The sequence below is a fragment of the Streptomyces sp. NPDC047706 genome, from assembly GCF_043204795.1.
GTDB lineage: Bacteria > Actinomycetota > Actinomycetes > Streptomycetales > Streptomycetaceae > Streptomyces.
The window spans coordinates 1-22,351 of the sequence record NZ_JBIDCW010000046.1 but is presented as its reverse complement, the minus strand read 5'-3'; the positions used below and the strand labels follow the sequence as shown (position 1 = coordinate 22,351).

20 protein-coding genes, 1 rRNA gene, 2 pseudogenes and 1 riboswitch are annotated in these 22,351 nt (G+C 69.7%); of the genes and pseudogenes, 20 read left to right on the top strand and 3 right to left on the bottom strand.

What is annotated here, in order from left to right; genetic code table 11:
- The 11 genes and pseudogenes from rrf to ACGF8A_RS33760 form a co-directional block, all read left to right on the top strand.
- A 5S ribosomal RNA gene (gene rrf / locus ACGF8A_RS33810) occupies nucleotides 1-95 on the top strand; the annotation flags it as partial.
- Nucleotides 96-204: 109 nt separating this feature from the next.
- Complete coding sequence (locus ACGF8A_RS33805; protein ID WP_393114528.1) at nucleotides 205-813, top strand: CDP-alcohol phosphatidyltransferase family protein; 609 nt, start codon at nucleotides 205-207, stop codon at nucleotides 811-813.
- 114 nt (nucleotides 814-927) lie between these two features.
- On the top strand, nucleotides 928-3,423 hold the full coding sequence (locus ACGF8A_RS33800) for a sugar phosphate nucleotidyltransferase (protein WP_393114526.1): 2,496 nt from the start codon (nucleotides 928-930) through the stop codon (nucleotides 3,421-3,423).
- 106 nt (nucleotides 3,424-3,529) lie between these two features.
- A complete protein-coding gene (locus tag ACGF8A_RS33795) occupies nucleotides 3,530-4,441 on the top strand; it encodes a DUF881 domain-containing protein (RefSeq protein ID WP_393114524.1) in 912 nt (303 codons plus the stop codon).
- Nucleotides 4,438-4,770 carry a small basic family protein gene (locus ACGF8A_RS33790; RefSeq protein ID WP_003988855.1) on the top strand — a complete coding sequence of 111 codons (333 nt, stop codon included), beginning with the start codon at nucleotides 4,438-4,440 and terminating at the stop codon, nucleotides 4,768-4,770. Before ACGF8A_RS33795 ends, ACGF8A_RS33790 begins: the two co-directional genes overlap by 4 nt.
- Before the next feature lie 5 nt (nucleotides 4,771-4,775).
- Nucleotides 4,776-5,693 carry a DUF881 domain-containing protein gene (locus tag ACGF8A_RS33785; protein ID WP_393114522.1) on the top strand — a complete coding sequence of 306 codons (918 nt, stop codon included), beginning with the start codon at nucleotides 4,776-4,778 and terminating at the stop codon, nucleotides 5,691-5,693.
- 61 nt (nucleotides 5,694-5,754) lie between these two features.
- Nucleotides 5,755-6,714 carry an FHA domain-containing protein gene (locus ACGF8A_RS33780; protein WP_393114520.1) on the top strand — a complete coding sequence of 320 codons (960 nt, stop codon included), beginning with the start codon at nucleotides 5,755-5,757 and terminating at the stop codon, nucleotides 6,712-6,714.
- A gap of 43 nt (nucleotides 6,715-6,757) precedes the next feature.
- Nucleotides 6,758-7,501, top strand: a complete 744-nt coding sequence (locus ACGF8A_RS33775; RefSeq protein WP_393114518.1) for a MerR family transcriptional regulator — start codon at nucleotides 6,758-6,760, stop codon at nucleotides 7,499-7,501.
- Between the two features lie 342 nt (nucleotides 7,502-7,843).
- Nucleotides 7,844-8,317, top strand: coding sequence for a bifunctional nuclease family protein (locus tag ACGF8A_RS33770; protein ID WP_004002801.1), 474 nt, complete (start codon nucleotides 7,844-7,846; stop codon nucleotides 8,315-8,317).
- Nucleotides 8,318-8,567: 250 nt separating this feature from the next.
- Nucleotides 8,568-9,251 (top strand): MerR family transcriptional regulator, encoded by a 684-nt coding sequence (locus tag ACGF8A_RS33765; protein WP_393114516.1) that lies wholly within the window; start codon nucleotides 8,568-8,570, stop codon nucleotides 9,249-9,251.
- 68 nt (nucleotides 9,252-9,319) lie between these two features.
- Nucleotides 9,320-10,758, top strand: a pseudogene (locus ACGF8A_RS33760) (DNA polymerase IV).
- On the opposite strand, the gene ACGF8A_RS33755 reads toward ACGF8A_RS33760, so the two are convergent.
- Complete coding sequence (locus ACGF8A_RS33755; RefSeq protein WP_393114513.1) at nucleotides 10,680-11,051, bottom strand: PRC-barrel domain-containing protein; 372 nt, start codon at nucleotides 11,049-11,051, stop codon at nucleotides 10,680-10,682. The pseudogene ACGF8A_RS33760 and the gene ACGF8A_RS33755 overlap by 79 nt on opposite strands.
- A 114-nt stretch (nucleotides 11,052-11,165) precedes the next feature.
- Nucleotides 11,166-11,261: riboswitch (glycine riboswitch) on the top strand.
- Nucleotides 11,262-11,435: 174 nt separating this feature from the next.
- Between ACGF8A_RS33755 and gcvP the strand changes: the two genes are divergently transcribed.
- Nucleotides 11,436-14,321, top strand: coding sequence for an aminomethyl-transferring glycine dehydrogenase (gene gcvP, locus ACGF8A_RS33750; RefSeq protein WP_393114510.1), 2,886 nt, complete (start codon nucleotides 11,436-11,438; stop codon nucleotides 14,319-14,321).
- Nucleotides 14,322-14,417: 96 nt separating this feature from the next.
- Here the strand turns inward: gcvP and ACGF8A_RS33745 are convergent, their stop codons facing one another.
- Nucleotides 14,418-14,813, bottom strand: coding sequence for a molybdopterin-binding protein (locus ACGF8A_RS33745; RefSeq protein ID WP_393114508.1), 396 nt, complete (start codon nucleotides 14,811-14,813; stop codon nucleotides 14,418-14,420).
- Nucleotides 14,814-14,965: 152 nt separating this feature from the next.
- On the opposite strand from ACGF8A_RS33745, the gene ACGF8A_RS33740 reads away from it, so the two are divergent.
- On the top strand, nucleotides 14,966-15,130 hold the full coding sequence (locus ACGF8A_RS33740; RefSeq protein WP_393114506.1) for a DUF1707 domain-containing protein: 165 nt from the start codon (nucleotides 14,966-14,968) through the stop codon (nucleotides 15,128-15,130).
- A 784-nt stretch (nucleotides 15,131-15,914) separates the two neighbouring features.
- Here ACGF8A_RS33740 and ACGF8A_RS33735 read toward each other — a convergent pair.
- Nucleotides 15,915-16,181, bottom strand: coding sequence for a hypothetical protein (locus ACGF8A_RS33735; RefSeq protein WP_393114503.1), 267 nt, complete (start codon nucleotides 16,179-16,181; stop codon nucleotides 15,915-15,917).
- 499 nt (nucleotides 16,182-16,680) lie between these two features.
- On the opposite strand from ACGF8A_RS33735, the gene ACGF8A_RS33730 reads away from it, so the two are divergent.
- The 7 genes and pseudogenes from ACGF8A_RS33730 to ACGF8A_RS33700 all read left to right on the top strand — a co-directional run.
- Complete coding sequence (locus ACGF8A_RS33730) at nucleotides 16,681-16,839, top strand: hypothetical protein (RefSeq protein WP_393114501.1); 159 nt, start codon at nucleotides 16,681-16,683, stop codon at nucleotides 16,837-16,839.
- A 233-nt stretch (nucleotides 16,840-17,072) separates the two neighbouring features.
- Nucleotides 17,073-17,162, top strand: a complete 90-nt coding sequence (gene kdpF, locus ACGF8A_RS33725; RefSeq protein ID WP_393114499.1) for a K(+)-transporting ATPase subunit F — start codon at nucleotides 17,073-17,075, stop codon at nucleotides 17,160-17,162.
- Between the two features lie 7 nt (nucleotides 17,163-17,169).
- Nucleotides 17,170-18,831, top strand: a complete 1,662-nt coding sequence (gene kdpA, locus ACGF8A_RS33720; protein WP_393114497.1) for a potassium-transporting ATPase subunit KdpA — start codon at nucleotides 17,170-17,172, stop codon at nucleotides 18,829-18,831.
- A 41-nt stretch (nucleotides 18,832-18,872) separates the two neighbouring features.
- On the top strand, nucleotides 18,873-20,963 hold the full coding sequence (kdpB, locus tag ACGF8A_RS33715; RefSeq protein ID WP_393114495.1) for a potassium-transporting ATPase subunit KdpB: 2,091 nt from the start codon (nucleotides 18,873-18,875) through the stop codon (nucleotides 20,961-20,963).
- Between the two features lie 6 nt (nucleotides 20,964-20,969).
- Nucleotides 20,970-21,638 carry a potassium-transporting ATPase subunit C gene (locus ACGF8A_RS33710; protein ID WP_393114493.1) on the top strand — a complete coding sequence of 223 codons (669 nt, stop codon included), beginning with the start codon at nucleotides 20,970-20,972 and terminating at the stop codon, nucleotides 21,636-21,638.
- A gap of 128 nt (nucleotides 21,639-21,766) precedes the next feature.
- Nucleotides 21,767-22,255, top strand: a pseudogene (locus ACGF8A_RS33705) (response regulator).
- 2 nt (nucleotides 22,256-22,257) lie between these two features.
- The coding region (locus tag ACGF8A_RS33700) for a hypothetical protein (RefSeq protein WP_385516986.1) at nucleotides 22,258-22,351 on the top strand (94 nt) is incomplete at its 3' end.

The following is a 22,351-nucleotide window of genomic DNA, read 5'->3' as shown; positions in this document are numbered from 1 at the left end:
AAACGCCCGGTTACATTTCGAACCCGGAAGCTAAGCCTTACAGCGCCGATGGTACTGCAGGGGGGACCCTGTGGGAGAGTAGGACGCCGCCGAACTACCTTTACAGCTCCGGCTCTTGGGCTCACGCCCAGGGGCCGGAGCTTTTTTGCGTTGAGGTAGGGTCGGGGAGCATCGTTGGCTCGTTTTTCGACAGGAGGCCCCCGGTTGGAGGTCCAGGAGACTCGCGTTCAGACGGACCGGGTCCTCACCATCCCGAACATCCTCAGCATGGCCCGGCTCCTCGGCGTTCCCCTCTTCCTGTGGCTGATTCTCAGGCCCGAGTTCGGGGGACCGAAGAGTGACGGCTGGGCGCTGCTGGTGCTGCTTCTCAGTGGGATCAGTGACTACCTGGACGGCAAGCTCGCCCGGCGCTGGAACCAGATCAGCAGCCTCGGCCGGCTTCTCGATCCGGCCGCGGACCGCCTCTACATTCTCTCCACCCTGGTCGGGCTGACCTGGCGCGAGATCCTGCCCCTGTGGTTGACCGCTGTACTGCTGGCGCGAGAACTGGTCCTCCTGGTGATGGTGGGCATCCTCAGGCGTCACGGCTATCCGCCGCCCCAGGTGAACTTCCTCGGCAAGGCGGCCACCTTCAACCTGATGTATGCCTTCCCGTTGCTGCTGCTCAGTGACGGAAGCGGTTCGCTTGCATCACTCGCTGCAATCTTCGGATGGGCGTTCGCCGGATGGGGTACAACCCTCTATTGGTGGGCAGGAGTCCTCTACGTGGTGCAGGTCCGCCGTCTGGTTCGGGCGGACGCCATGGCCGATTGAGCCTGTCGATTGCGCGGCCGTAGCGGTGCGATGGCCCGCGAGGCAAAAGTGCGGGACAATTCGGACGGGTGAAGTCGGCTAGACCGTCGTCTCTTCGAGGAGGACGCTTCCGACATGAAGGCCGTCGTGATGGCCGGTGGCGAAGGCACGCGCCTTCGTCCCATGACCTCAAGCATGCCCAAGCCGCTCCTGCCGGTGGCCAACCGGCCGATCATGGAGCACGTTCTGAGGCTGCTCAAAAGGCATGGGCTCAACGAGACCGTCGTTACTGTCCAGTTCCTCGCCTCACTGGTCAAGAACTACTTCGGTGACGGCGAAGAGCTCGGTATGGAGCTCACTTATGCCAATGAGGAGAAGCCACTCGGTACCGCCGGAAGTGTCAAGAACGCTGAAGAGGCGTTGAAGGACGACACCTTCCTTGTCATCTCCGGCGATGCCCTGACCGACTTCGACCTCACCGAACTGATCAACTTCCACAAGGAGAAGGGCGCACTGGTCACCGTCTGTCTGACCCGCGTTCCCAATCCCCTGGAATTCGGAATCACGATCGTCGACGAGGAGGGCCAGGTCGAGCGTTTCCTCGAGAAGCCGACCTGGGGCCAGGTCTTCTCGGACACCGTGAACACCGGCATCTACGTCATGGAGCCCGAGGTCTTCGACTACGTCGAGGCCGATGTGCCCGTCGACTGGTCCGGTGATGTCTTCCCGCAGCTCATGAAGGAGGGCAAGCCGGTCTACGGCTATATCGCCGAGGGCTATTGGGAGGACGTCGGCACCCACGAGAGCTATGTCAAGGCGCAGGCCGATGTCCTGGAGGGCAAGGTCGATGTCGACATCGACGGCTTCGAGATCTCGCCGGGCGTATGGGTGGCCGAAGGCGCCGAAGTACATCCCGACGCCGTGCTCCGGGGGCCGCTCTACATCGGTGACTACGCGAAGGTCGAGGCGGGCTCGGAAATTCGCGAGCACACCGTCGTGGGCTCGAACGTGGTCGTCAAGAGCGGGGCGTTCCTGCACAAGGCCGTCGTGCACGACAACGTGTATGTCGGGCAGCACAGCAATCTTCGGGGCTGTGTCGTCGGGAGGAACACCGACATCATGCGGGCAGCCCGCATCGAGGACGGCGCCGTCATCGGTGACGAGTGCCTCATCGGTGAAGAATCGATCGTCCAGGGCAATGTGCGGGTCTACCCGTTCAAGACCATCGAGGCGGGCGCCTTCGTCAACACCTCGGTCATCTGGGAATCGCGAGGACAGGCCCACCTCTTCGGCGCACGTGGCGTCTCCGGGATCCTGAACGTCGAGATCACACCGGAGCTGGCCGTCCGGCTGGCCGGCGCCTACGCGACGACACTGAAGAAGGGCTCGACCGTCACGACGGCGCGTGACCACTCCCGCGGTGCCCGTGCGCTGAAGCGGGCGGTGATCTCCGCGCTGCAGGCCAGTGCCATCGACGTACGCGACCTGGAGAACGTACCGCTGCCGGTCGCGCGGCAGCAGACGGCTCGGGGCAGCGCGGGCGGCATCATGATCCGGACCACGCCTGGGGTACCGGATTCGGTCGACATCATGTTCTTCGACGGGCAGGGTGCCGATCTTTCGCAGGCCAGTCAGCGGAAGCTGGACCGGGTCTTCGCGCGCCAGGAGTACCGGCGGGCGTTCCCCGGCGAGATCGGGGACCTGCATTTCCCGTCCAGCGTCTTCGACTCGTACACGGGGTCGCTGCTGAGGAACGTCGACACCACCGGGATCGCCGAGTCGGGACTGAAGGTCGTCGTCGACGCGTCGAACGGAAGCTCCGGGCTGGTGCTGCCCAGCCTGCTCGGCAAGCTGGGTGTGGACTCCCTGACGATCAACCCCGGCCTGGACGAGTCCAGGCCGACGGAGTCGGTGGAGGCGCGGCGGTCGGGGCTGGTGCGGCTGGGAGAGATCGTGGCGTCCGCGCGAGCCGCGTTCGGCGTGCGGTTCGACCCCGTCGGCGAGCGGCTGTCGCTGGTCGACGAGAAGGGCCGGATCGTCGAGGACGACCGGGCGCTGCTCGTGATGCTCGACCTGGTCGCGGCCGAGCGCCGGAGCGGGCGGGTCGCTCTGCCGGTGACCACGACGCGGATCGCCGAACAGGTCGCGGCGTACCACGGGACCCAGGTCGAGTGGACCACCACGTCCCCCGACGATCTGACCCGGGTCGGCGGGGACGAATCGACGATCTTCGGCGGTGACGGCAAGGGCGGCTTCATCATCCCGGAGTTCAGCAGCGTCTTCGACGGTACGGCGGCCTTCGTGCGGCTGATCGGGCTGGTGGCGCGGACGCAGCTCACGTTGAGCCAGATCGACGCGCGTATCCCGCATGCGCATGTGCTCAAGCGGGATCTCGCCACTCCGTGGGCCGTCAAGGGACTCGTCATGCGGCGGGTTGTCGAGGCGGCCGGAGCCCGTGACGTGGACACCACGGACGGTGTGCGCGTGGTCGAGGCCGACGGGCGCTGGGTGATGGTGCTGCCCGACCCGGCCGAGGCGGTCACCCACCTATGGGCGGAGGGGCCGGACGACGCCTCCGCGCAGGCGCTGCTCGACGAGTGGGCGGCGGTCGTGGACAGCGCCGGCCGGTAGAACAGCAGCACGCGCGCGTGCCGGACAAGTGTCCCCAAGGGGGCCTGTCCGGCACGCCGGTGGGGCCATTCGGAGGTCGTGGCCGCGACGTGCGACGATGTGCGGCATGCCGCAGCAGCCCCCCGTTCGGAGCACTCTCGCCCGCCCCCAGCGCCCGGACGCCTCCATGTCGCTGCTCACCAACGTCATGGACCACAGCCTCGACGACGGTTACGCCGAGGCGGCGGCCCGCAAGAAGACCGCCGGAGGCATGCCGAAGACGCTGAGGGCGAAGCTCGGACTCGCCGCCGGGCTGGTTCTGGCGGCTCTGGTGGTGACCGTCGGTGCGGCACAGGCACGAGTGGCGGCGCCGGTCGTGGCGAAGGAGCGCGAGGAGCTCATCGACCGGATCGACCGCGAGACCGCGGCGGCCGACGAGCTGGAAAGCACCGTGGACAAACTGCGGGACGACGTGAGCGCCCGGCAGCGGGAGGCGCTCAGGCAGATCGGCGGCGGTGACCAGACGGAACTGGTCGGGATCCTGTCCGGTGCCGCACGAGTGCACGGCCCCGGTGTGAAACTGGTGGTGAACGACGCCAAGGAGGCCGCCTCCGGCGGGGACAGTGATCCGCGCGGGACGAGCGGCTTCTCCGACACGGGCCGGGTACGCGACCGGGACATGCAGCGTGTCGTGAACGGGCTGTGGGAGTCGGGCGCCGAGGCCGTTTCGATCAATGGGCAGCGACTGACCGCGTTGTCGGCGATCCGGGCAGCGGGTGACGCGATACTGGTCGACAACAGGCCGCTCGTGCCGCCGTACACGGTGCTCGCGGTAGGGGACGGCGAGGGGCTGAGCACGAAGTTCCAGAACAGCGCGGACGGGCTCTACCTGCATGCCCTGCAGGAGAGCTTCGGTATCCGGACGAGCATCTCCGTAGAAGGGGAGCTCCGGTTGCCGGGCGCGCCGAGTGTGATCGTCCGCACAGCACATCCGATAACCGAGTCAGCACAGCAGAGAACTGGGAAAGGCACATCGTGATCGCCGTACTGGGCCTCGTCGTGGGAGTCGTGGCCGGCCTTCTGGTCCGGCCCGAGGTTCCGGCGGTCGTCGAGCCTTATCTGCCGATTGCCGTCGTGGCGGCGTTGGACGCCGTCTTCGGCGGCCTGCGGGCCATGCTCGACGGCATTTTCGACGACAAGGTCTTCGTGGTGTCGTTCCTGTCGAACGTGGTCGTCGCCGCGTTGATCGTCTTCCTCGGCGACAAGTTGGGCGTCGGTGCCCAGCTGTCCACCGGTGTCGTGGTCGTCCTCGGTATCCGGATCTTCTCCAACGCCGCGGCGATCCGCCGACACGTGTTCCGGGCGTGAGGCCGATGAGCGACCACGACGAGAAGACCGGCGAGAAGACCGGCGGGAAGACCGGCGAGAGCGCTCGCGAGCAGAGCGGCCGGAACCCGCTGCGCAAGGAGCTGCCGCATCAGGTGCCGGTCGCCGAGGCCACGCCGACCGCCAAGAGCCCGGCGGACGTGGCGGGCGAGGATGGTGCCGGGCAGGACGCTCCGTCCGGGATCACGGGCAGGCAGCGGCTCGTCGACGGGCTGTGGCCGCCGCGGATCACCCGGGCCCAACTCATCGTCGCTGTGCTGCTGTTCGGGCTCGGCTTCGGCCTGGCCGTTCAGGTCGCCTCGAACAGCGACGGTGACAGTGCCCTGCGCGGGGCGCGCCAGGAGGATCTCGTGCGCATCCTCGATGAACTGGATGACCGAACTCAGCGTCTTGAGGACGAGAAGCAGGGTCTCGAGAACCAGCGGGACGAGTTGGAGAACAGCTCGAACCAGGCCGAGGAGGCCCGGCGGCAGACGATCGAGAAGGAGCGGCAACTCGGTGTGCTGGCGGGCACGGTGGCGGCACAGGGGCCCGGCATCACGATGACCATCGGCGACACGAAGGGGACGGTCGAGGCGGACATGCTGCTGGACGCGATCCAGGAGCTGCGCGCGGCCGGTGCGGAGGCGATCCAGGTGAACGGCGTGCGGGTCGTCGCGAGCACCTACCTGACGGACTCCGGGCAAAGTGTGAGCGTCGACGGGAACAAGATCAACGCTCCCTATCGTTTCAAGGTCATCGGCAAGCCGCAGGACCTCGAACCGGCGCTCAACATCCCAGGAGGCGTGGTGCAGACGCTTGAGAAGGAGCAGGCCACCGTGACTGTCGAGCGGTCGGACAAGATCGTCGTGGATGCCTTGCGAGCGGTGGAGCGACCTGACTACGCTCGGTCGTCCTCCCAGTGAACCGTCGGTGCATGGGGGACATCGGGGGAGGGCATGAGGTTGCGGGGGGTCGGCGCACCGATTGGGTGGTGCGTGGTGGAAACTGTCTGGTGGATACGGACGTTGTGAGGATGTCCGGGTCGGCCAGAGTGTGCAATCAGGGTTCGTCCTGCCCCACGGGCGGGTCTGTTTCGGTCAAGGGGAATCGCCCGTGAAGTTGTTTGCGAAGTTGTTCGGCAAGAGCGCGCGAGAGGGACGCGACAACGCGACCGCTCGTCATCGCGCACAGCCTGACGCGGAGGGCCAGCGCCCGCTGTTCCGGGACCAGGTGGGTGGTCCGGGTGGCGACATTTCCGGTGGTCAGGGCGCGCCGTCGGTTGACCCTGCCCAGGCCGGCGGCATAGGTTTCGGGCAACCGTCAACCTCAAGTGCGGGTGGAGGGTTTTCCGCCGACCCGTACGCGTCCCACGCCCCTGCGGGGCAGCCGCGGCAGGAGGATCCGTCCATGTCGGCCCTGGTTTGTACGAGGTGCGGTAACCGCAACGCGGAGAGCAGCCGCTTCTGTTCCAACTGCGGTGCGCCGCTGCGGCCGGGAGTGGCCCCCGAGCGTCCGTCCGAGACGACCTCCACGATCTCCATCAGCGGTCTTGAGGCGTACGACGCCGAGGCCACCGGTCAGACGGCGATGCCGACGCTGTCTCCGGAGGCGCAGGCCGCGGTGGACGCGCTGCCGCTGGGCTCCGCCCTTCTGGTGGTGCGCCGAGGGCCTAACTCGGGCAGCCGCTTCCTGCTGGACAGTGACTTGACGACGGCCGGGCGGCACCCGCAGAGCGACATCTTCCTGGACGACGTGACCGTCTCACGCCGCCACGTGGAGTTCCGGCGCAGCCCGGACGGGTCTTTCACGGTGGCCGACGTCGGCAGCCTGAACGGCACGTATGTCAACCGGGAGCGGATCGACCAGGTCGCTCTGTCGAACGGTGACGAGGTGCAGATCGGCAAGTACCGCCTCGTCTTCTACGCGAGCCGGCAGGCCATCTGACCCTCCTCCGGAGTTCGTCCGGAGAATCTCCGAGGGAAGTTCCATGCGTCACACACCGAGCGGCGGCTCCGGACACGGCGCCGCCGCCCCGGACAGCGGGCTGATGAGTATCGGCACGGTGCTGAACGTGCTGCGCGAGGAGTTCCCCGAGATCACGATCTCCAAGATCCGTTTCCTGGAGTCGGAGGGGCTCATCGAGCCCCGGCGGACGCCCTCGGGGTACCGGAAGTTCGGGCCGGGAGACGTCGAGCGGCTCGGCGATGTGCTGCGGATGCAGCGGGACCACTACCTGCCGCTGAAGGTGATCCGTGAGCACCTTGACGCGCTGGAGCGCGGCGAGCAGATGCGGCTGCCGACGCTGGGCCGTCAGCGTGATGGCGAGGCGGTGCCGGCCGAGGCGGCGCCCGACGGGCCGACGGCGGCGCGGATCGCGCGGGCCGAGCTGCTGGCGGCGGCCGGGATCGGTGAGCAGGAACTCGCCGAGTGGGAGTCCTACGGGCTGGTCACTCCGGTGGCGGACGGGGTGTACGACGTCGAGGCGGTCACCGTGGCGGCGCTCGTCGTCGAGCTGGGCCGGTTCGGGATCGAGCCGCGCCATCTTCGGGCGATGAAGGCTGCGGCCGATCGTGAGGCGGGGCTGGTGGACCAGGTGGTGGCTCCGCTGAAGCGGCACCGGAATCCGCAGACGAGGGCGCATGCGGAGGCCCGGGCGAAGGAACTGGCGGGGCTCACGGTGAAGCTGCACGCGGCGTTGGTACAGAGTGCGCTCGGCGTTCGGTTGCCCTAGGTTCGTCCGGGCAGCACGCTCCTGAGAGGGCTGCAGGGGGTCGTACAGGGGTCCGGACCGGCTGATGGGTGTCGCCGAAGCCGGAAGGTTCAGGGGTGGGTCAGGTGGTCGTGAGGCCGGCGGGGCCGCGCAAGGCCGGGGGTGGGGAACCCGGGGCCGCTCGGTGACGGCTGCGCGTAGCGGCTGAGCAGGGCTGTCGGGCCTCCGGGGAGTGCGCCCCCTGCGCAGCGCCGGATGGGGAGGCCGGATCGAGCGACCTCCAAGGGGCGGCCGGCAGCCGGATCAGGTGGGGGATGGTGGCCCGACTACCCAAACGTCCCGGGCACGGCCTAGGGTTGCTGTGTGAACGAGCTCGATGTCGTAGGTGTCCGGGTCGAAATGCCCTCCAACCAACCGATCGTGCTCCTGCGCGAAGTGGGAGGCGACCGTTACCTCCCCATCTGGATCGGGCCGGGGGAGGCGACGGCGATCGCCTTCGCCCAGCAGGGCATGGCCCCCGCGCGACCGCTGACCCACGACCTGTTCAAGGACGTGCTGGAGGCCGTCGGCCAGGAGCTCACCGAGGTACGCATCACGGATCTGCGTGAAGGCGTCTTCTACGCCGAGCTGGTCTTCGCCAGCGGCGTCGAGGTGAGCGCCCGTCCGTCCGACGCCATAGCGCTCGCCCTGCGCACCGGCACGCCGATCTACGGCAGTGACGGGGTGCTCGACGACGCCGGAATCGCGATCCCCGACGAGCAGGAGGACGAGGTGGAGAAGTTCCGCGAGTTCCTCGATCAGATCTCTCCCGAGGACTTCGGCACCAGCAGCCAGTGAGACGTGGCCGGCCCGCGCGGGCTCAGGGTCCGCGGCGGGCCGGTGTGTGCCTGGTGGCGGTGCGTGACACGGCACGTGCTCGTGGCGAGTGCGGCTTCCCGTCAGAGCATTCGGCTAGCCTTTCCCCGCGGTGGGGTACGTGAAACCACTCTTAGGGTGATTATCACTCGGCGTGCCGAGTGTGGCGATCGTTGACGCACCCTTGGTGACTGCCTACCGTCGAGAGGGCAGGTCAAGGACGGAGGTCGGCGTGAGAAGCAGCGGCGACGGTACGGCTGGGGGTGCCCCCGGACGCAGTTTCGGGGAGAGCGGTCCGTACCCTCCCCCAGGCTCTCGGCTTCACCCGAGTGGGGGGTACCCTCCGCACGGCAGGGCGACGGATCACGCTCCGCAGCGACCTATGGCCGTTCCCGGCGGCGGAGGGGCGGCGCCGATGGCGTCCGAGGAGATCGGCTATCGCGGTCCGACGGCCTGTGCGGCCGCCGGTATCACCTATCGGCAACTGGACTACTGGGCCCGCACCGGCCTCGTCGAACCGAGCGTGCGGCCCGCCTACGGGTCCGGGACGCAACGCCTGTACAGCTTTCGCGACGTCGTGGTCCTGAAGATCGTCAAGCGGTTCCTCGACACCGGCGTCTCGCTGCAGAACATCCGCACCACGGTCCAGCACCTGCGAGGGCGTGGATTTCGGGACCTGGAGCGGATGACGCTGATGAGTGACGGCGCGACCGTCTACGAGTGCACCTCGCCGGACGAGGTCCACGCGCTGCTCCAGGGCGGCCAGGGGGTCTTCGGGATCGCCGTGGGCGTGGTGTGGCAGGACGTCGAGAACGCCCTGTCGCAGCTGCACGGAGAGCGTATCGACACCGGTGAGACGCTCGTCGGGCACAATCCGGCGGACGAGCTCGCCCGGCGGCGCAACCGGGCCGTCTAGAGGCGCGGCCCGCGAAGGGGCCCGCGGCTGCCGCCGCATTGTCAGTGGCGTGAGGCAGCATCGGAGATGTGAGAACCGCGCCCACGATCCTGCATCTCGACATGGATGCCTTCTTCGCCTCGGTGGAGCAGGCATCCAAGCCGAGCCTGCGCGGGAAGGCCGTGATCGTGGGTGGGCTCGGGCCTCGCGGGGTGGTGGCGACCTGTTCGTACGAGGCCCGGGTGTTCGGGGTGCATTCGGCGATGCCGATGGGCCAGGCGCGCCGGCTGGCGCCGAACGCCGCGTATCTCGTGCCGCGCTTCGGGTTGTACCGGACGATCAGCGAGCAGGTGATGGCCCTGCTGCGCGAGCTGTCGCCGCTGGTGGAGCCGCTGAGCCTGGACGAGGCCTTCGTCGACCTGGAGGCCGGTGGGGCGGCGTGGGACCGGGAGTCCGCCCGGCTGGCCGGCGTCAGGCTGCGGGCCGGCATCCGGGCGGTCACCGGCCTGACCGGGTCCGTGGGGCTGGCCGCATCCAAGATGCTCGCGAAGATCGCCTCCGAGGAGGCGAAGCCGGACGGTCTGGTGCTGATCGAGCCCGGCACCGAGCGGGCGCTGCTGGGACCGATGCCGGTGCGGACGCTGCCGGGAGTGGGGCCCGCGACCGGCGACCATCTGCGGCGGGCCGGGATCACGACGGTCGGCGAGATCGCCGAGGCGGGTGAGGACGAGCTCGTACGGCTGCTGGGGAAGGCACACGGGCACGCCCTGCACGCCATGGCGCTGGCCCACGACGACCGGCCGGTGGTCGCCGAGCGGGAGGCGAAGTCCGTGTCGGTCGAGGACACCTACGACGTGGACATCCACGACCGGGTCCGGGTATGGCTGGAGGTGCAGCGCCTCGCGGACCGGTGCGTGCGGCGGCTGCGCGGTGCCGGGCTGTCGGGGCGGACGATCGTCCTGAAGGTGCGGCGGTACGACTTCTCGACGCTGACCAGGTCCGAGACGCTGCGGGGGCCGACGGACGACCCGGCGGTGGTGCGGGAGGCGGCGGCCCGGCTGCTGGACTCCGTGGACACCACAGGGGGCGTGCGGCTGCTGGGCGTGGGGGTCAGCGGGCTGGCCGACTACACACAGGAGGATCTGTTCGCGCAGGCGGCCGGTGAGCGGGACGAAGGGCCCGGGGAGGACGTGGCGGATCAGCCCGAGCGGGCGGAGACCGGCCCCGCCGAGCGCCGGTGGGCCGCCGGCCACGATGTGCGGCACACCGAGTACGGGCACGGATGGGTGCAGGGCAGCGGGCTGGGGAGGGTGACCGTGCGGTTCGAGACGCCCGACTCGGAGCCGGGACGGGTGCGGACCTTCCGGGTCGACGATCCGGCGCTGGAGCCCGCGGATCCGCTGCCGCTGGTGGCGCGAAGACCCGAGCTCCAGGGCTGAGCCCGCCGGGTCAGGTCTCGTCGGAGCCAGCCAGCTTGCCGAAGTCGCGGTCCGGGAGCGCGGGGGGAGCGGCCACGTCGAGGCCGTAGTGGTGGTAGAGCTGGAGTTCCTGCTCCGGGGAGAGGTGCCGGCCGACCCCGAAGTCGGGGGCGTCCTTGATCAGCGTGCGGTCGAAGGGGACGTGCAGAGTGCCGTCGATCAGCTCGCTCGGCTCCAGCGGGACGAAGGCGTCCCTGCTGAACAGGCCGGTCCGTATGGCGGCCCACTCCGGTACACCGGTTGCGTCGTCGAGGTAGACCTCGTCGATGGTGCCGATCTTGGTGCCGTGGCGGTCGAACGCCTTGCGGCCGATCAGGTTGCGCGGATCGATGTCGGTCTGCACCGGGCCCTCCACTCGCTCGCACCTCATCCGTAAGCACTACGAAAGAGCACAATGCGGAACGCGGCCACTCGAACGCCCGGGCGTTGACCTCGCTGGTAGTCTGGCAAAGGCTGCTGACCCCGTGCGGGAGAGTCCTCCGGAGACGACCGGAGGCGCCGAAGGAGCAAATCCTCCCCGGAATCTCTCAGGCCCACGTACCGCACGGACGAGGTCACTCTGGAAAGCAGGGCGGGTGTCACGGCTTCCGCCCTCACCGACGGTGCAAGCCGGACGTCCGCGGGCGGCCGGTGAAGCTCTCAGGTTGTGATGACAGAGGGGGAGGCCGTCGGGGCACCTCTGCCGTGGTGTCCCTCGAAGGTCGCGTCAGACCAGGAGGCCTCCGCAATGACCGCCCAGCGCATTCCGCTCTCCGAGCTCGAACAGGGCATCCCCTTCGAGCAGCGCCACATCGGGCCCGACCAGGAGGCGCGGGCCAAGATGCTCGCGCAGGTCGGCTACGGCTCGCTCGACGAGCTCACCGCCGCCGCGGTACCGGATGTGATCAAGAACGCCGACGCCCTCGACCTGCCCGGCGCCCGCACCGAGGCCGAGGTGCTGCGCGAGCTGCGCTCCCTCGCCGACCGCAACCAGGTGCTGGGCTCCATGATCGGGCTCGGCTACTACGGGACGTTCACCCCGCCGGTCGTCCTGCGCAACGTCATGGAGAACCCGGCCTGGTACACGGCGTACACCCCGTACCAGCCGGAGATCTCGCAGGGCCGGCTGGAGGCCCTGCTGAACTTCCAGACCGTCGTCGCCGACCTCACCGGGCTGCCCACCTCCGGCGCCTCGCTGCTCGACGAGGGCACGGCCGCGGCCGAGGCGATGGCGCTCTCCCGGCGCATGGGCAAGAACAAGAAGGGTCTGTTCCTGGTCGACGCGGACGCCCTGCCGCAGACCGTCGCCGTGATCCAGGGCCGTGCCGAGCCGACCGGGGCCGAGGTCGTCGTCGCCGACCTCAGCGAGGGCATTCCGGCCGAGATCGCAGGGCGTGAGATCAACGGCGTGCTGATCCAGTACCCGGGCGCCTCCGGAGCCGTCCGCGACATCAAGCCGGTCATCGACCAGGCGCACGGGCTGGGCGCGCTGGTCACCGTCGCCGCCGACCTGCTGGCGCTGACACTGCTGAAGTCACCCGGTGAGCTGGGGGCGGACATCGCGGTCGGTACGACGCAGCGCTTCGGTGTGCCGATGGGCTTCGGCGGGCCGCACGCGGGCTACATGGCGGTGCAGGAGAAGTTCGCGCGCAGCCTGCCCGGGCGGCTCGTGGGCGTCTCCGTCGACGCCGACGGGAACAAGGCGTACCGTCTGGCGCTCCAGACGCGTGAGCAGCACATCCGCCGTGAGAAGGCGACCAGCAACATCTGCACCGCGCAGGTGCTGCTCGCCGTGATGGCCGGGATGTACGCCGTCTACCACGGGCCCGAGGGCCTGAAGAGCATCGCGCGGCGCACCCACCGGTACGCCGCGATCCTCGCCGCCGGCCTTCGTGACGGCGGTGTCGAGATCGTGCACGGCGCCTACTTCGACACCGTCACCGCGCGGGTGCCGGGCCGGGCTGCCGAGGTCACCGCCGCCGCGCGTGAGAACGGCGTCAACCTGTGGCGGATCGACGCCGACCACGTCTCCCTGGCCTGCGACGAGACCACCACGCGGGACCGGCTGGAGGCCGTGTGGGCCGCGTTCGGTGTCGAGGGGGACATCGAGGCGCTGGACGGCGTCACGGAGGACGCGCTGCCCGGCGGGCTGCTGCGCACCGACGCCTACCTCGGGCACCCGGTCTTCCAGCAGCACCGCTCCGAGACCGCGATGCTGCGTTACCTGCGCCGGCTCGCCGACCGCGACTACGCGCTCGACCGGGGCATGATCCCGCTGGGTTCCTGCACCATGAAGCTCAACGCGACCACGGAGATGGAGCCGGTCACCTGGCCGGAGTTCGGGCAGCTGCACCCGTTCGCGCCGGCCGAGCAGGCGGAGGGTTACCTGACGCTCATCCATGAGCTGGAGGATCGCCTCGCCGAGGTCACCGGGTACGACAAGGTTTCCCTGCAGCCGAACGCCGGCTCGCAGGGTGAGCTGGCCGGGCTGCTCGCCGTGCGCGGGTACCACCGGGCGAACGGCGACGAGCAGCGCACCGTGTGCCTGATCCCGTCGTCGGCGCACGGTACGAACGCCGCGAGCGCCGTCATGGCGGGCATGAAGGTCGTCGTCGTCAAGACCGCCGAGGACGGCGAGATCGACGTCCAGGACCTGCGTGCGAAGATCGAGCAGTACCGCGACGAGCTGTCGGTGCTGATGATCACCTACCCGTCCACGCACGGTGTGTTCGAGGAGCACGTCGCGGACATCTGCGCCCAGGTGCACGACGCCGGTGGCCAGGTCTACGTCGACGGGGCCAACCTCAACGCGCTGGTCGGGCTCGCGAAGCCGGGGCACTTCGGCGGCGACGTGTCCCACCTCAACCTGCACAAGACGTTCTGCATCCCGCACGGCGGCGGTGGGCCGGGCGTCGGTCCCGTGGCCGTACGGTCGCACCTGGCGCCGTATCTGCCGAACCACCCGCTGCAGCCGGCGGCCGGGCCTCGGACCGGTGTCGGGCCGATCTCGGCCGCGCCGTGGGGTTCGGCGGGGATTCTGCCGATCTCGTGGGCCTATGTGCGGCTCATGGGTGGCGAGGGCCTGAAGCGGGCCACGCAGGTGGCCGTGCTGAGCGCGAACTACATCGCCAAGCGGCTCGAGCCGCACTACCCGGTGCTGTACAACGGCCCTGGCGGGCTGGTCGCGCACGAGTGCATCATCGATCTGCGGCCGTTGACCAAGGCGACGGGCGTGAGCGTCGACGACGTGGCCAAGCGGCTGATCGACTACGGGTTCCACGCGCCGACGATGTCGTTCCCGGTGGCCGGGACGCTGATGATCGAGCCGACCGAGTCCGAGGACCTGACCGAGCTCGACCGGTTCTGCGAGGCGATGATCGCCATTCGCGCGGAGATCGAGAAGGTCGGCGCCGGTGAGTGGCCGACGGATGACAATCCGCTGCGGAACGCTCCGCACACCGCCGGGATGCTGGGCGGCGAGTGGGGTCACGCGTACCCGCGGGACGAGGCCGTCTTCCCGGCCGGGGTGTCGGTCGCCGACAAGTACTGGCCGCCGGTGCGCCGCATCGACCAGGCGTTCGGCGATCGGAACCTGGTGTGCTCCTGCCCGCCGCTGGACGCGTACGAGGACTGAGGACCGAGGCCGCGGAGGCAGGTGGCCGAGGGACCGGGCGACGAGGGCTCCCTTCGGGGGCCCTCGTCGCGTTGGGCCGAAGAGCCGTACGGGTGATCAGAGGCGGTCGATGTGTACGTTTGTCGACTTCACGCGAGCCGTCGCCTCCATGCCGACCTCCAGACCCAGTTCCTCGACGGCCTCGCGGGTCAGGAGGGAGACGAGGCGGTGCGGGCCGGCCTGGATCTCGACCTGGGCGGCGACGTCGCCGAGCTTGATCGCGGTCACGATGCCGGGGAAGGCGTTGCGGGCCGAGGTGTAGGGAGCCTCCTCCTCGCCGCTGCCCGTCCTGGCGAGCTCGACCGAGAACGCGGCCAGGTCCCGGCCGTCGATGAGGCGCCGACCGCTCTCGTCGCGGTGCGTGGCCACCCGGCCGGCGTCGGCCCAGCGGCGCGCGGTGTCGGGGCTCACGCCGAGGAGCCGTGCGGCCTGGCCGATCGTGTAGGAGTGCATGCCGGTCACGATAGGACGGTGGCCCCGGCTGGTGGGTGGGGGGTTGGCCCACGGGTATGACGCGATAGGGCGTTGGTTGCTGGCGGGATCATCGAGAGGCGATCGGGGTGAGGGTGTCGGCCGAAGTGTCACGTGGGGGCGCGTCGTCCGAGGTGAGGGCCTCGCATGCGGACCGGGACCGGGTGGCCGACGTGCGGGCCGCCGCGGCGGGGGACGGGCGGCTGAGCACTGACGATCTCGAGGAGCGGGTGGAGGCCGCGCTGACCGCGCGGACGATGGGGGAGCTGGCCGTGCTCACCGTGCCCTGCCCGTCGTGACCGAGGCGAAGGACCTCGTGCGCATCCAGCAGGAGGGCGGCTGCGTGGTGCGGGAGGGCGAGTGGGCCGTGCCACGGCTGCTGGAGATCGAGTCGTCCTGGGGAGATGTGACGCTCGACTTCACCCACGCGGTGATCTCGGACGGCGCTCTGCGCGTCGAACTCGACATGGAGGGCGGCACACTGCGGCTGGTGACACGGCCGGGGGTCGTGGTGGACACCGTCCTCCCTGGTCACCCACTACGCGCAGATCAAGACCAAAGGGCCGGCCCTGCCCGACGTGCCGGTGGTGCTGCGCGTGGAGGTGTGCGGCCGGCTCAGCCACGGGCGGGTGCTGACGCGCTCGGCACGACGGGGCTGGTGGCGGCGGTGAGGCGCAGGGCGCGAGATCGACGCCCGGAACCCGCGCACGGCCCGGCGCGAGCCGGTCAACACCGGCACCACGGTCGCGACGGGTGAGAGCAGACCGGCGGCGAGAGCTGCGATGCCGGGTCGGTAGCCGGGAGCGCAGAAGTGCTCGACGCCGGTCAGGCACATCACCTGGTGCCAGGGCCGGCTTCGGCCGGAGGGCGGGCGGGGCATGCGGGCCCTGGTGGCCGCCCGCCCCGTGGGTGGTGAAGCGCGCGGCGCGTCAAGAGAGCGGTGGTGGAAGCGAGTTCGGGCGGGCTGTGCCGTACGGAGGACGGACGCCTCGCGCCGGTTCCCGAGCGGGCGCACGGCGTTCGCCGGCTCCCTGCCGTGGCGGGGAGGCGCCGGCGCGCCAGCGTGTGGGACGTGACGCCCGCCTACTCCAGTCCCGAGAGCTTGAAGACGATGCCGGCGGTCTCGCGGTCGATCCGCTCCGACAGCCGCCGCAGCGCCGTCGCTCCGCACAGCAGCGACCCGCAGGCCCGGGACCGATGTGCGTCCTCGTCGAGGCGGCGCCACAGCTCGGGGTTGTTGACGAGGACCTGTGGGTCGAGTTCGACGCGCTCGCCGAACGCGTCACGCAGCACCAGCCGCTGGGCGACGCCGTCCGGGCAGCGCACCGACACCAGCAGGTCGGTACGCACGGCCCGGGTGCGCAGCAGCGAGCGCGACCGTCGACGCCAAGGACGGTCCTGCGCCGGGCGGCCCCGCTTGACGGGACTCTGACGGGCGCCAGGCTGTTTCCTGACGCCCCCTCATCACGCGTCCTCGGTGGATCACGCCTTTTCAGCCCGGTGTCCGGGGCGGCGGCACCCTCGCCCCGGGCCCGTGTCAAAGCACCGTCACGATAGGCCGGTTCCGCGCGAGGAGTTGCTGGAGCCCGCGTGGGACGGCCGGACGGCCGGACAGGCACGGAACCTGAGGCACGCCCCGCGCGGTCTTCCATGCCGCACGCAGGAGCGCCCCCTGTCCGTACTGACCGCCGCACCCGGTGCCGCGCCGTCCGGCGCCGAACGTCACCTGCGTGGCCGCGCTGTCGCGGGACCCATGGCGTCGGTGGCCTACGGGCCCGAGGCGATCGGTGCCCGTCGCCGGTGCCCGCGGCCTCGGCTTCACCCTCCCGGTCACGCCGGCCTGCCGGCGGTGCTGGTCGCCTCGTACCGGCAGGTGATCGCGGCCTTCCCGGACGGCGGTGGTTCGTACGCCGTCGCCGGGCGGCACCTGGGACCGCGGACCAGCCTGGTGGCGGCGGTCTTTCCCGCCCGGGACCACGTACTGGTGCGCACCGCCGATTCCCGTTGATGTGGCGCCCGCGGGCGTACGACCCGTATGGGTCCCGTCAAAGCCGCGCAGTGCCCCGTAAGGGACCCGTCAACGACGGCAGAAACCGGCCAGAGACGCGCTTTCCTCTCATCGTCCCTGTCAAAAAGCGAACCTCGACACCAGGAGCTCACGATGGCCGATCTGGCCTTCGTCGTCACCACGATCGCGCTCTTCGCGCTGGTGGCCCTCGTCGCCAAGGGGGTGACGAAGCTGTGAACGCCGAGAACATGGTCGGCCTGGTCGTGGCCGTCGCCCTGCTGGGCTATCTCGTCCTCGCCCTGATCTTCCCGGAGAGGTTCTGAGCACCGCATGGGTCCCGTACTCGCCGGCGTCCTCCAGCTGATCGCCCTCATCGGCGCGCTGGCGGTCGTCCACGTCCCCCTCGGCACCTACATGGCCAAGGTCTACTCCTCCGACCGGCACTGGCGTGTCGAGCGGTGGGTCTACAAGGGCATCGGCGCCAACCCCGACACCGAGATGCGTTGGACCGCCTATCTGCGCGGCGTCCTCGCGTTCTCGGCGGCCGGTGTCCTCTTCCTGTACCTGCTCCAGCGGCTCCAGGGCGTGCTGCCCGGCTCGCTCGGCTTCGCCGCGATCGACCCGGACCAGGCGTTCAACACCGCCGTGTCCTTCGTCACCAACACCAACTGGCAGTCGTACTACGGCGAACAGGCCATGGGCCACGTCGTGCAGACCGCCGGTCTGGCGGTGCAGAACTTCGTCTCGGCCGCGGTCGGCATGGCCGTCGCGGTGGCGCTCGTCCGGGGGTTCGCACGGTCCCGAAGCGGTGAACTCGGCAACTTCTGGTCGGACATGGTGCGCGGTGTGACCCGCATCCTTCTCCCGCTGGCGTTCGTCGCCGCGATCGTGCTGGTCTCCGCCGGCGTCATCCAGAACTTCTCCGGCATCCACGACGTCGGGCAGTTCATGGGTGGCTCGCAGCAGTGGAACGGTGGTGCGGTCGCCTCGCAGGAGGCCATCAAGGAGCTGGGCACCAACGGCGGCGGCTACTTCAACGCCAACTCCGCGCACCCATTCGAGAACCCGACGCCGTTCACCAACCTGTTCGAGATCTTCCTGATCCTGTTGATCCCGTTCACGCTGACCCGCACCTTCGGCGTGATGGTCGGCTCGGTGAAGCAGGGGTACGCGATCCTCGCCACGATGGGCACCATCTGGCTGAGCTTCGTCGCCCTGATGATGTGGACCGAGTTCAGCCACCACGGCCCGGCCTTCGAGCTGGCGAACGGTGCGCTGGAGGGCAAGGAGGTCCGCTTCGGCATCGGCGGCTCGTCCATCTTCGCGGTGTCGACCACCTTCACCTCCACCGGAGCCGTGGACTCCCTCCACTCCTCGTTCACCGGCCTCGGCGGCGGCATCACCATGCTCGGCATGATGCTGGGCGAGATCGCGCCCGGCGGTGTCGGCTCCGGTCTCCACGGCATCCTGATCATGGCGATCATCGCGGTGTTCATCGCCGGTCTGATGGTCGGTCGCACGCCCGAGTACCTGGGCAAGAGGATCGGCACCCGCGAGATCAAGCTCGCGGCCTGCTACATCCTCGTCACCCCGGCCCTCGTCCTCGTCCTCAGCGCCTTCGCGATGGCGCTGCCGACCCCGGGCAACTCGATGACGAACAGCAGCGCGCACGGATTCTCCGAGATCCTGTACGCCTACACCTCCGCCGCGAACAACAACGGCTCGGCGTTCGCCGGCCTCGACGCGGACACCCAGTGGTTCAACACCACGCTCGGCATCGCGATGCTGCTCGGCCGCTTCGTGCCGATCGTGTTCGTCCTGGCCCTCGCCGGCTCGCTCGGCGAGCAGAAGCCGGTGCCGGTCACCGCGGGCACCCTGCGCACCGAGAAGCCGCTGTTCACCGGCCTGCTGGTGGGCGCGATACTGATCATTACCGGCCTCACCTACTTCCCGGCCCTCGCGCTCGGGCCGCTGGCCGAGGGGCTGGCGTGATGACCACCCGTACAGCTCGTACAGCGAACCAAGAGGACTCCATGTCCACGCTCACTCCGGCCCGGGCGCCGCACAGCGACGTACCCACCGGGCACAAGACCCCCGAGGGCCGTGTCGGCGCGGGCCTCTTCGACCCCAAGCAGCTGCTCAGGTCGCTGCCGGACGCCTTCCGCAAGCTCGACCCGCGGGTGATGATCAAGTCTCCCGTGATGTTCGTGGTGTGGATCGGGTCCGTCCTGACCACCGTCTTCGCCGTCACGGACCCGGGCGACTGGTTCGGCTGGACCATCAGCGCCTGGCTGTGGCTGACCGTCGTCTTCGCGAACCTCGCGGAGGCCGTCGCCGAGGGCCGTGGCAAGGCCCAGGCCGACACCCTGCGCAAGGCCAAGACGGACTCCGTGGCGCGCAAGGTCGACGGCAGCGTGGTCCCCGGCACCGAGCTGCGGATCGGCGACCTGGTCGTCTGCGAGGCCGGCGACATCATCCCCGGCGACGGGGACGTCGTCGAAGGTGTCGCCTCGGTCGACGAGTCGGCCATCACCGGTGAGTCGGCGCCGGTCATCCGGGAGTCCGGTGGCGACCGCAGCGCGGTCACCGGCGGTACGAAGGTGCTGTCCGACCGGATCGTCGTCAGGATCACGACCAGGCCGGGCGAGACCTTCATCGACCGGATGATCGGCCTGGTCGAGGGCGCCGCACGGCAGAAGACGCCGAACGAGATCGCGCTGAACATCCTGCTCGCCTCACTGACGATCGTCTTCCTGCTGGCGGTGGCGACCCTGCCGCCGTTCGCGGCCTACGCCGGCACCCGGCTGACCACGGTCGTGCTGGTCGCCCTGCTGGTCTGTCTCATACCGACCACCATCGGCGCCCTGCTGTCCGCGATCGGCATCGCCGGCATGGACCGGCTGGTGCAGCGCAACGTGCTCGCCATGTCGGGCCGTGCGGTCGAGGCCGCCGGCGACGTCTCCACGCTGCTGCTCGACAAGACCGGCACCATCACGCTGGGCAACCGGTGTGCGTCGGAGTTCGTCCCGGTGCGTGGCACCACCGAGGCCGCGGTCGCGGACGCGGCCCAGCTGTCGTCGCTGGCCGACGAGACCCCCGAGGGCCGTTCCGTCGTCGTCCTGGCGAAGGAGAAGTACGGCCTGCGGGAGCGGGAGCAGGGTGAGCTGGCCGGTGCCGAGTGGATCGGGTTCACCGCCCAGACCCGGATGTCCGGTGTGGACGTCGACGGACGCAGGATCCGCAAGGGCGCGGCCGGTTCGGTGATCGCCTGGGTGCAGGAGCGCGGCGGCGAGGTCGCAGCGGACGCGGACACGCTCGCCGGCCGGATCTCCGAGGCCGGCGGTACGCCGCTGCTGGTCGCCGTCGAGGACGGCGCCGGGGCGCGGATCCTGGGCGTCATCCACCTCAAGGACGTCGTCAAGGACGGCATGCGCGAGCGGTTCGGCGAACTGCGCCGCATGGGCATCAGGACCGTCATGATCACCGGTGACAACCCGCTCACCGCCAAGGCGATCGCCGAGGAGGCGGGCGTCGACGACTTCCTCGCGGAGGCGACTCCCGAGGACAAGATGGCGCTGATCAAGCGGGAGCAGGCCGGCGGCAAGCTGGTCGCGATGACGGGTGACGGCACGAACGACGCCCCGGCGCTCGCGCAGGCCGACGTCGGCGTGGCCATGAACACGGGTACGTCGGCCGCCAAGGAGGCCGGCAACATGGTCGACCTCGACTCGAACCCGACCAAGCTCATCGAGATCGTCGAGATCGGCAAGCAGCTGCTGATCACCCGCGGTGCGCTGACCACGTTCTCCATCGCCAACGACGTCGCGAAGTACTTCGCGATCATCCCGGCACTGTTCGCGGCGGTCCACCCGGGCCTGGACAAGCTCAACGTCATGCAGTTGTCCTCGCCGGACTCCGCGATCCTGTCGGCCGTCGTCTTCAACGCGCTGATCATCATCGCGCTGGTGCCGCTGGCCCTGCGGGGTGTGCGCTACCGGCCGTTGAGCGCGGACCGGATGCTCCGCCGCAACCTCGCTGTCTACGGCCTGGGCGGGCTGATAGCCCCGTTCATCGGCATCAAGCTCATCGACATGCTCATCTCGCTGATCCCCGGGATCGGGTGAAGGACCATGAACAACTCCCTCGTGAACACCGGCCGGTTGCTGGGTGCGGGCCTGCGGGCGCTCCTGGTGCTGACCGTGCTCACCGGCATCCTCTATCCGCTGGCCGTCACGGGCGTGGCGCAGGCGCTGTTCCGCGACAAGGCCAACGGCTCGGAGGTCACGTCCGACGGCAGGGTCGTCGGCTCGTCGCTCATCGGACAGGCGTACAACCTGCCGCTGAAGAAGGGCCAGCAGACCCCGGAGCCCGACCTGAAGTGGTTCCAGGGCCGCCCGCAGAACGGCCTCGGCACCAACAGCGTCAACACCCAGTACTCGCTCATCCTGTCCGGCGCGACCAACCGGTCCGGCGACAACGAAGAGCTCATCCAGTGGGTGAAGGACGCCAAGGCAGCCGTGGTCAGGGACAACTCGACCGCCGGCTACAAGGTCAAGCCCTCCGAGGTGCCCGCCGACGCGGTGACCTCGTCCGGCTCCGGACTGGATCCGAACATCTCCCCGGAGTACGCGGACATCCAGGTCCACCGGGTCGCCGAGAAGAACGGTCTGCCGGTCGGCCAGGTCCGCAAGCTCGTCGGCGCGAACACCGAAGGCCGCACCCTGGGCTTCGTGGGCGAGCCCCGGGTGAACGTCCTCCAACTCAACATCGCGCTCAAGGCACTCATGGCGAAGAGCTGACGGCGTCGTCCGGCCCCGGCGGGAGCCGGCGGGACCGGACGGCACCCCGGTCCCGCCGGCTCCCGCCGTCCTGGAGCCGACGGGACCGGCCCGCACCGCCCCACCTCCGACCGGAAAGGCAGACGCCCATGACCCGGGTGCTCGTGGTGGAGGACGACTCCCAACTCGTCCGGGCGCTGGTGATCAACATGCAGGCACGCCGCTACGAGGTGGACCCCGCCCCCGACGGCACCACCGCCCTGCGGCTGGCCGCGGCCCGCCCGCCCGACGCCGTCGTGCTCGACCTCGGGCTGCCCGACATGGACGGCGTCGACGTCATCAGGGCGCTGCGGGGCTGGATCCGCGTGCCGATCCTGGTGCTCTCGGCCCGCCGGGCGTCCGTCGAGAAGGCCGCCGCCCTGGACGCGGGGGCCGACGACCATGTCACCTGGTGACCAATCCGGGGCGGCTCGTGACGCAGAAGCACCTGCTCCAGGTCTGGGGGGGTTTCCCGGAGCAACAAGGCCAACTACCTGCGCGTCTACATGGCACAACTGGGCCGCACGCTGGAAGCGGACCCCGCGCACCCCCGCTACCTCGTCACCGAACCCGGCATGGGTTACCGCTTCGAAGGATGAACATGGCACGCGGCAAGCTTCGGATCTATCTCGGTGCGGCACCGGGTGTGGGCAAGACGTACGCCATGCTGTCCGAGGCGCACCGGCGTGTGGAGC

What these genes read in the sequence shown, in the direction of transcription:
- ACGF8A_RS33800 (WP_393114526.1), top strand. Translation starts at nt 928, where the DNA reads ATGAAGGCCGTCGTGATGGCCGGTGGCGAAGGCACGCGCCTTCGTCCC.
- ACGF8A_RS33795 (WP_393114524.1), top strand. Translation starts at nt 3,530, where the DNA reads ATGCCGCAGCAGCCCCCCGTTCGGAGCACTCTCGCCCGCCCCCAGCGC.
- ACGF8A_RS33785 (WP_393114522.1), top strand. Translation starts at nt 4,776, where the DNA reads ATGAGCGACCACGACGAGAAGACCGGCGAGAAGACCGGCGGGAAGACC.
- ACGF8A_RS33775 (WP_393114518.1), top strand. Translation starts at nt 6,758, where the DNA reads ATGCGTCACACACCGAGCGGCGGCTCCGGACACGGCGCCGCCGCCCCG.
- gcvP (WP_393114510.1), top strand. Translation starts at nt 11,436, where the DNA reads ATGACCGCCCAGCGCATTCCGCTCTCCGAGCTCGAACAGGGCATCCCC.
- ACGF8A_RS33745 (WP_393114508.1), bottom strand. Translation starts at nt 14,813, where the DNA reads ATGCACTCCTACACGATCGGCCAGGCCGCACGGCTCCTCGGCGTGAGC.
- kdpA (WP_393114497.1), top strand. Translation starts at nt 17,170, where the DNA reads ATGGGTCCCGTACTCGCCGGCGTCCTCCAGCTGATCGCCCTCATCGGC.
- kdpB (WP_393114495.1), top strand. Translation starts at nt 18,873, where the DNA reads ATGTCCACGCTCACTCCGGCCCGGGCGCCGCACAGCGACGTACCCACC.
- ACGF8A_RS33710 (WP_393114493.1), top strand. Translation starts at nt 20,970, where the DNA reads ATGAACAACTCCCTCGTGAACACCGGCCGGTTGCTGGGTGCGGGCCTG.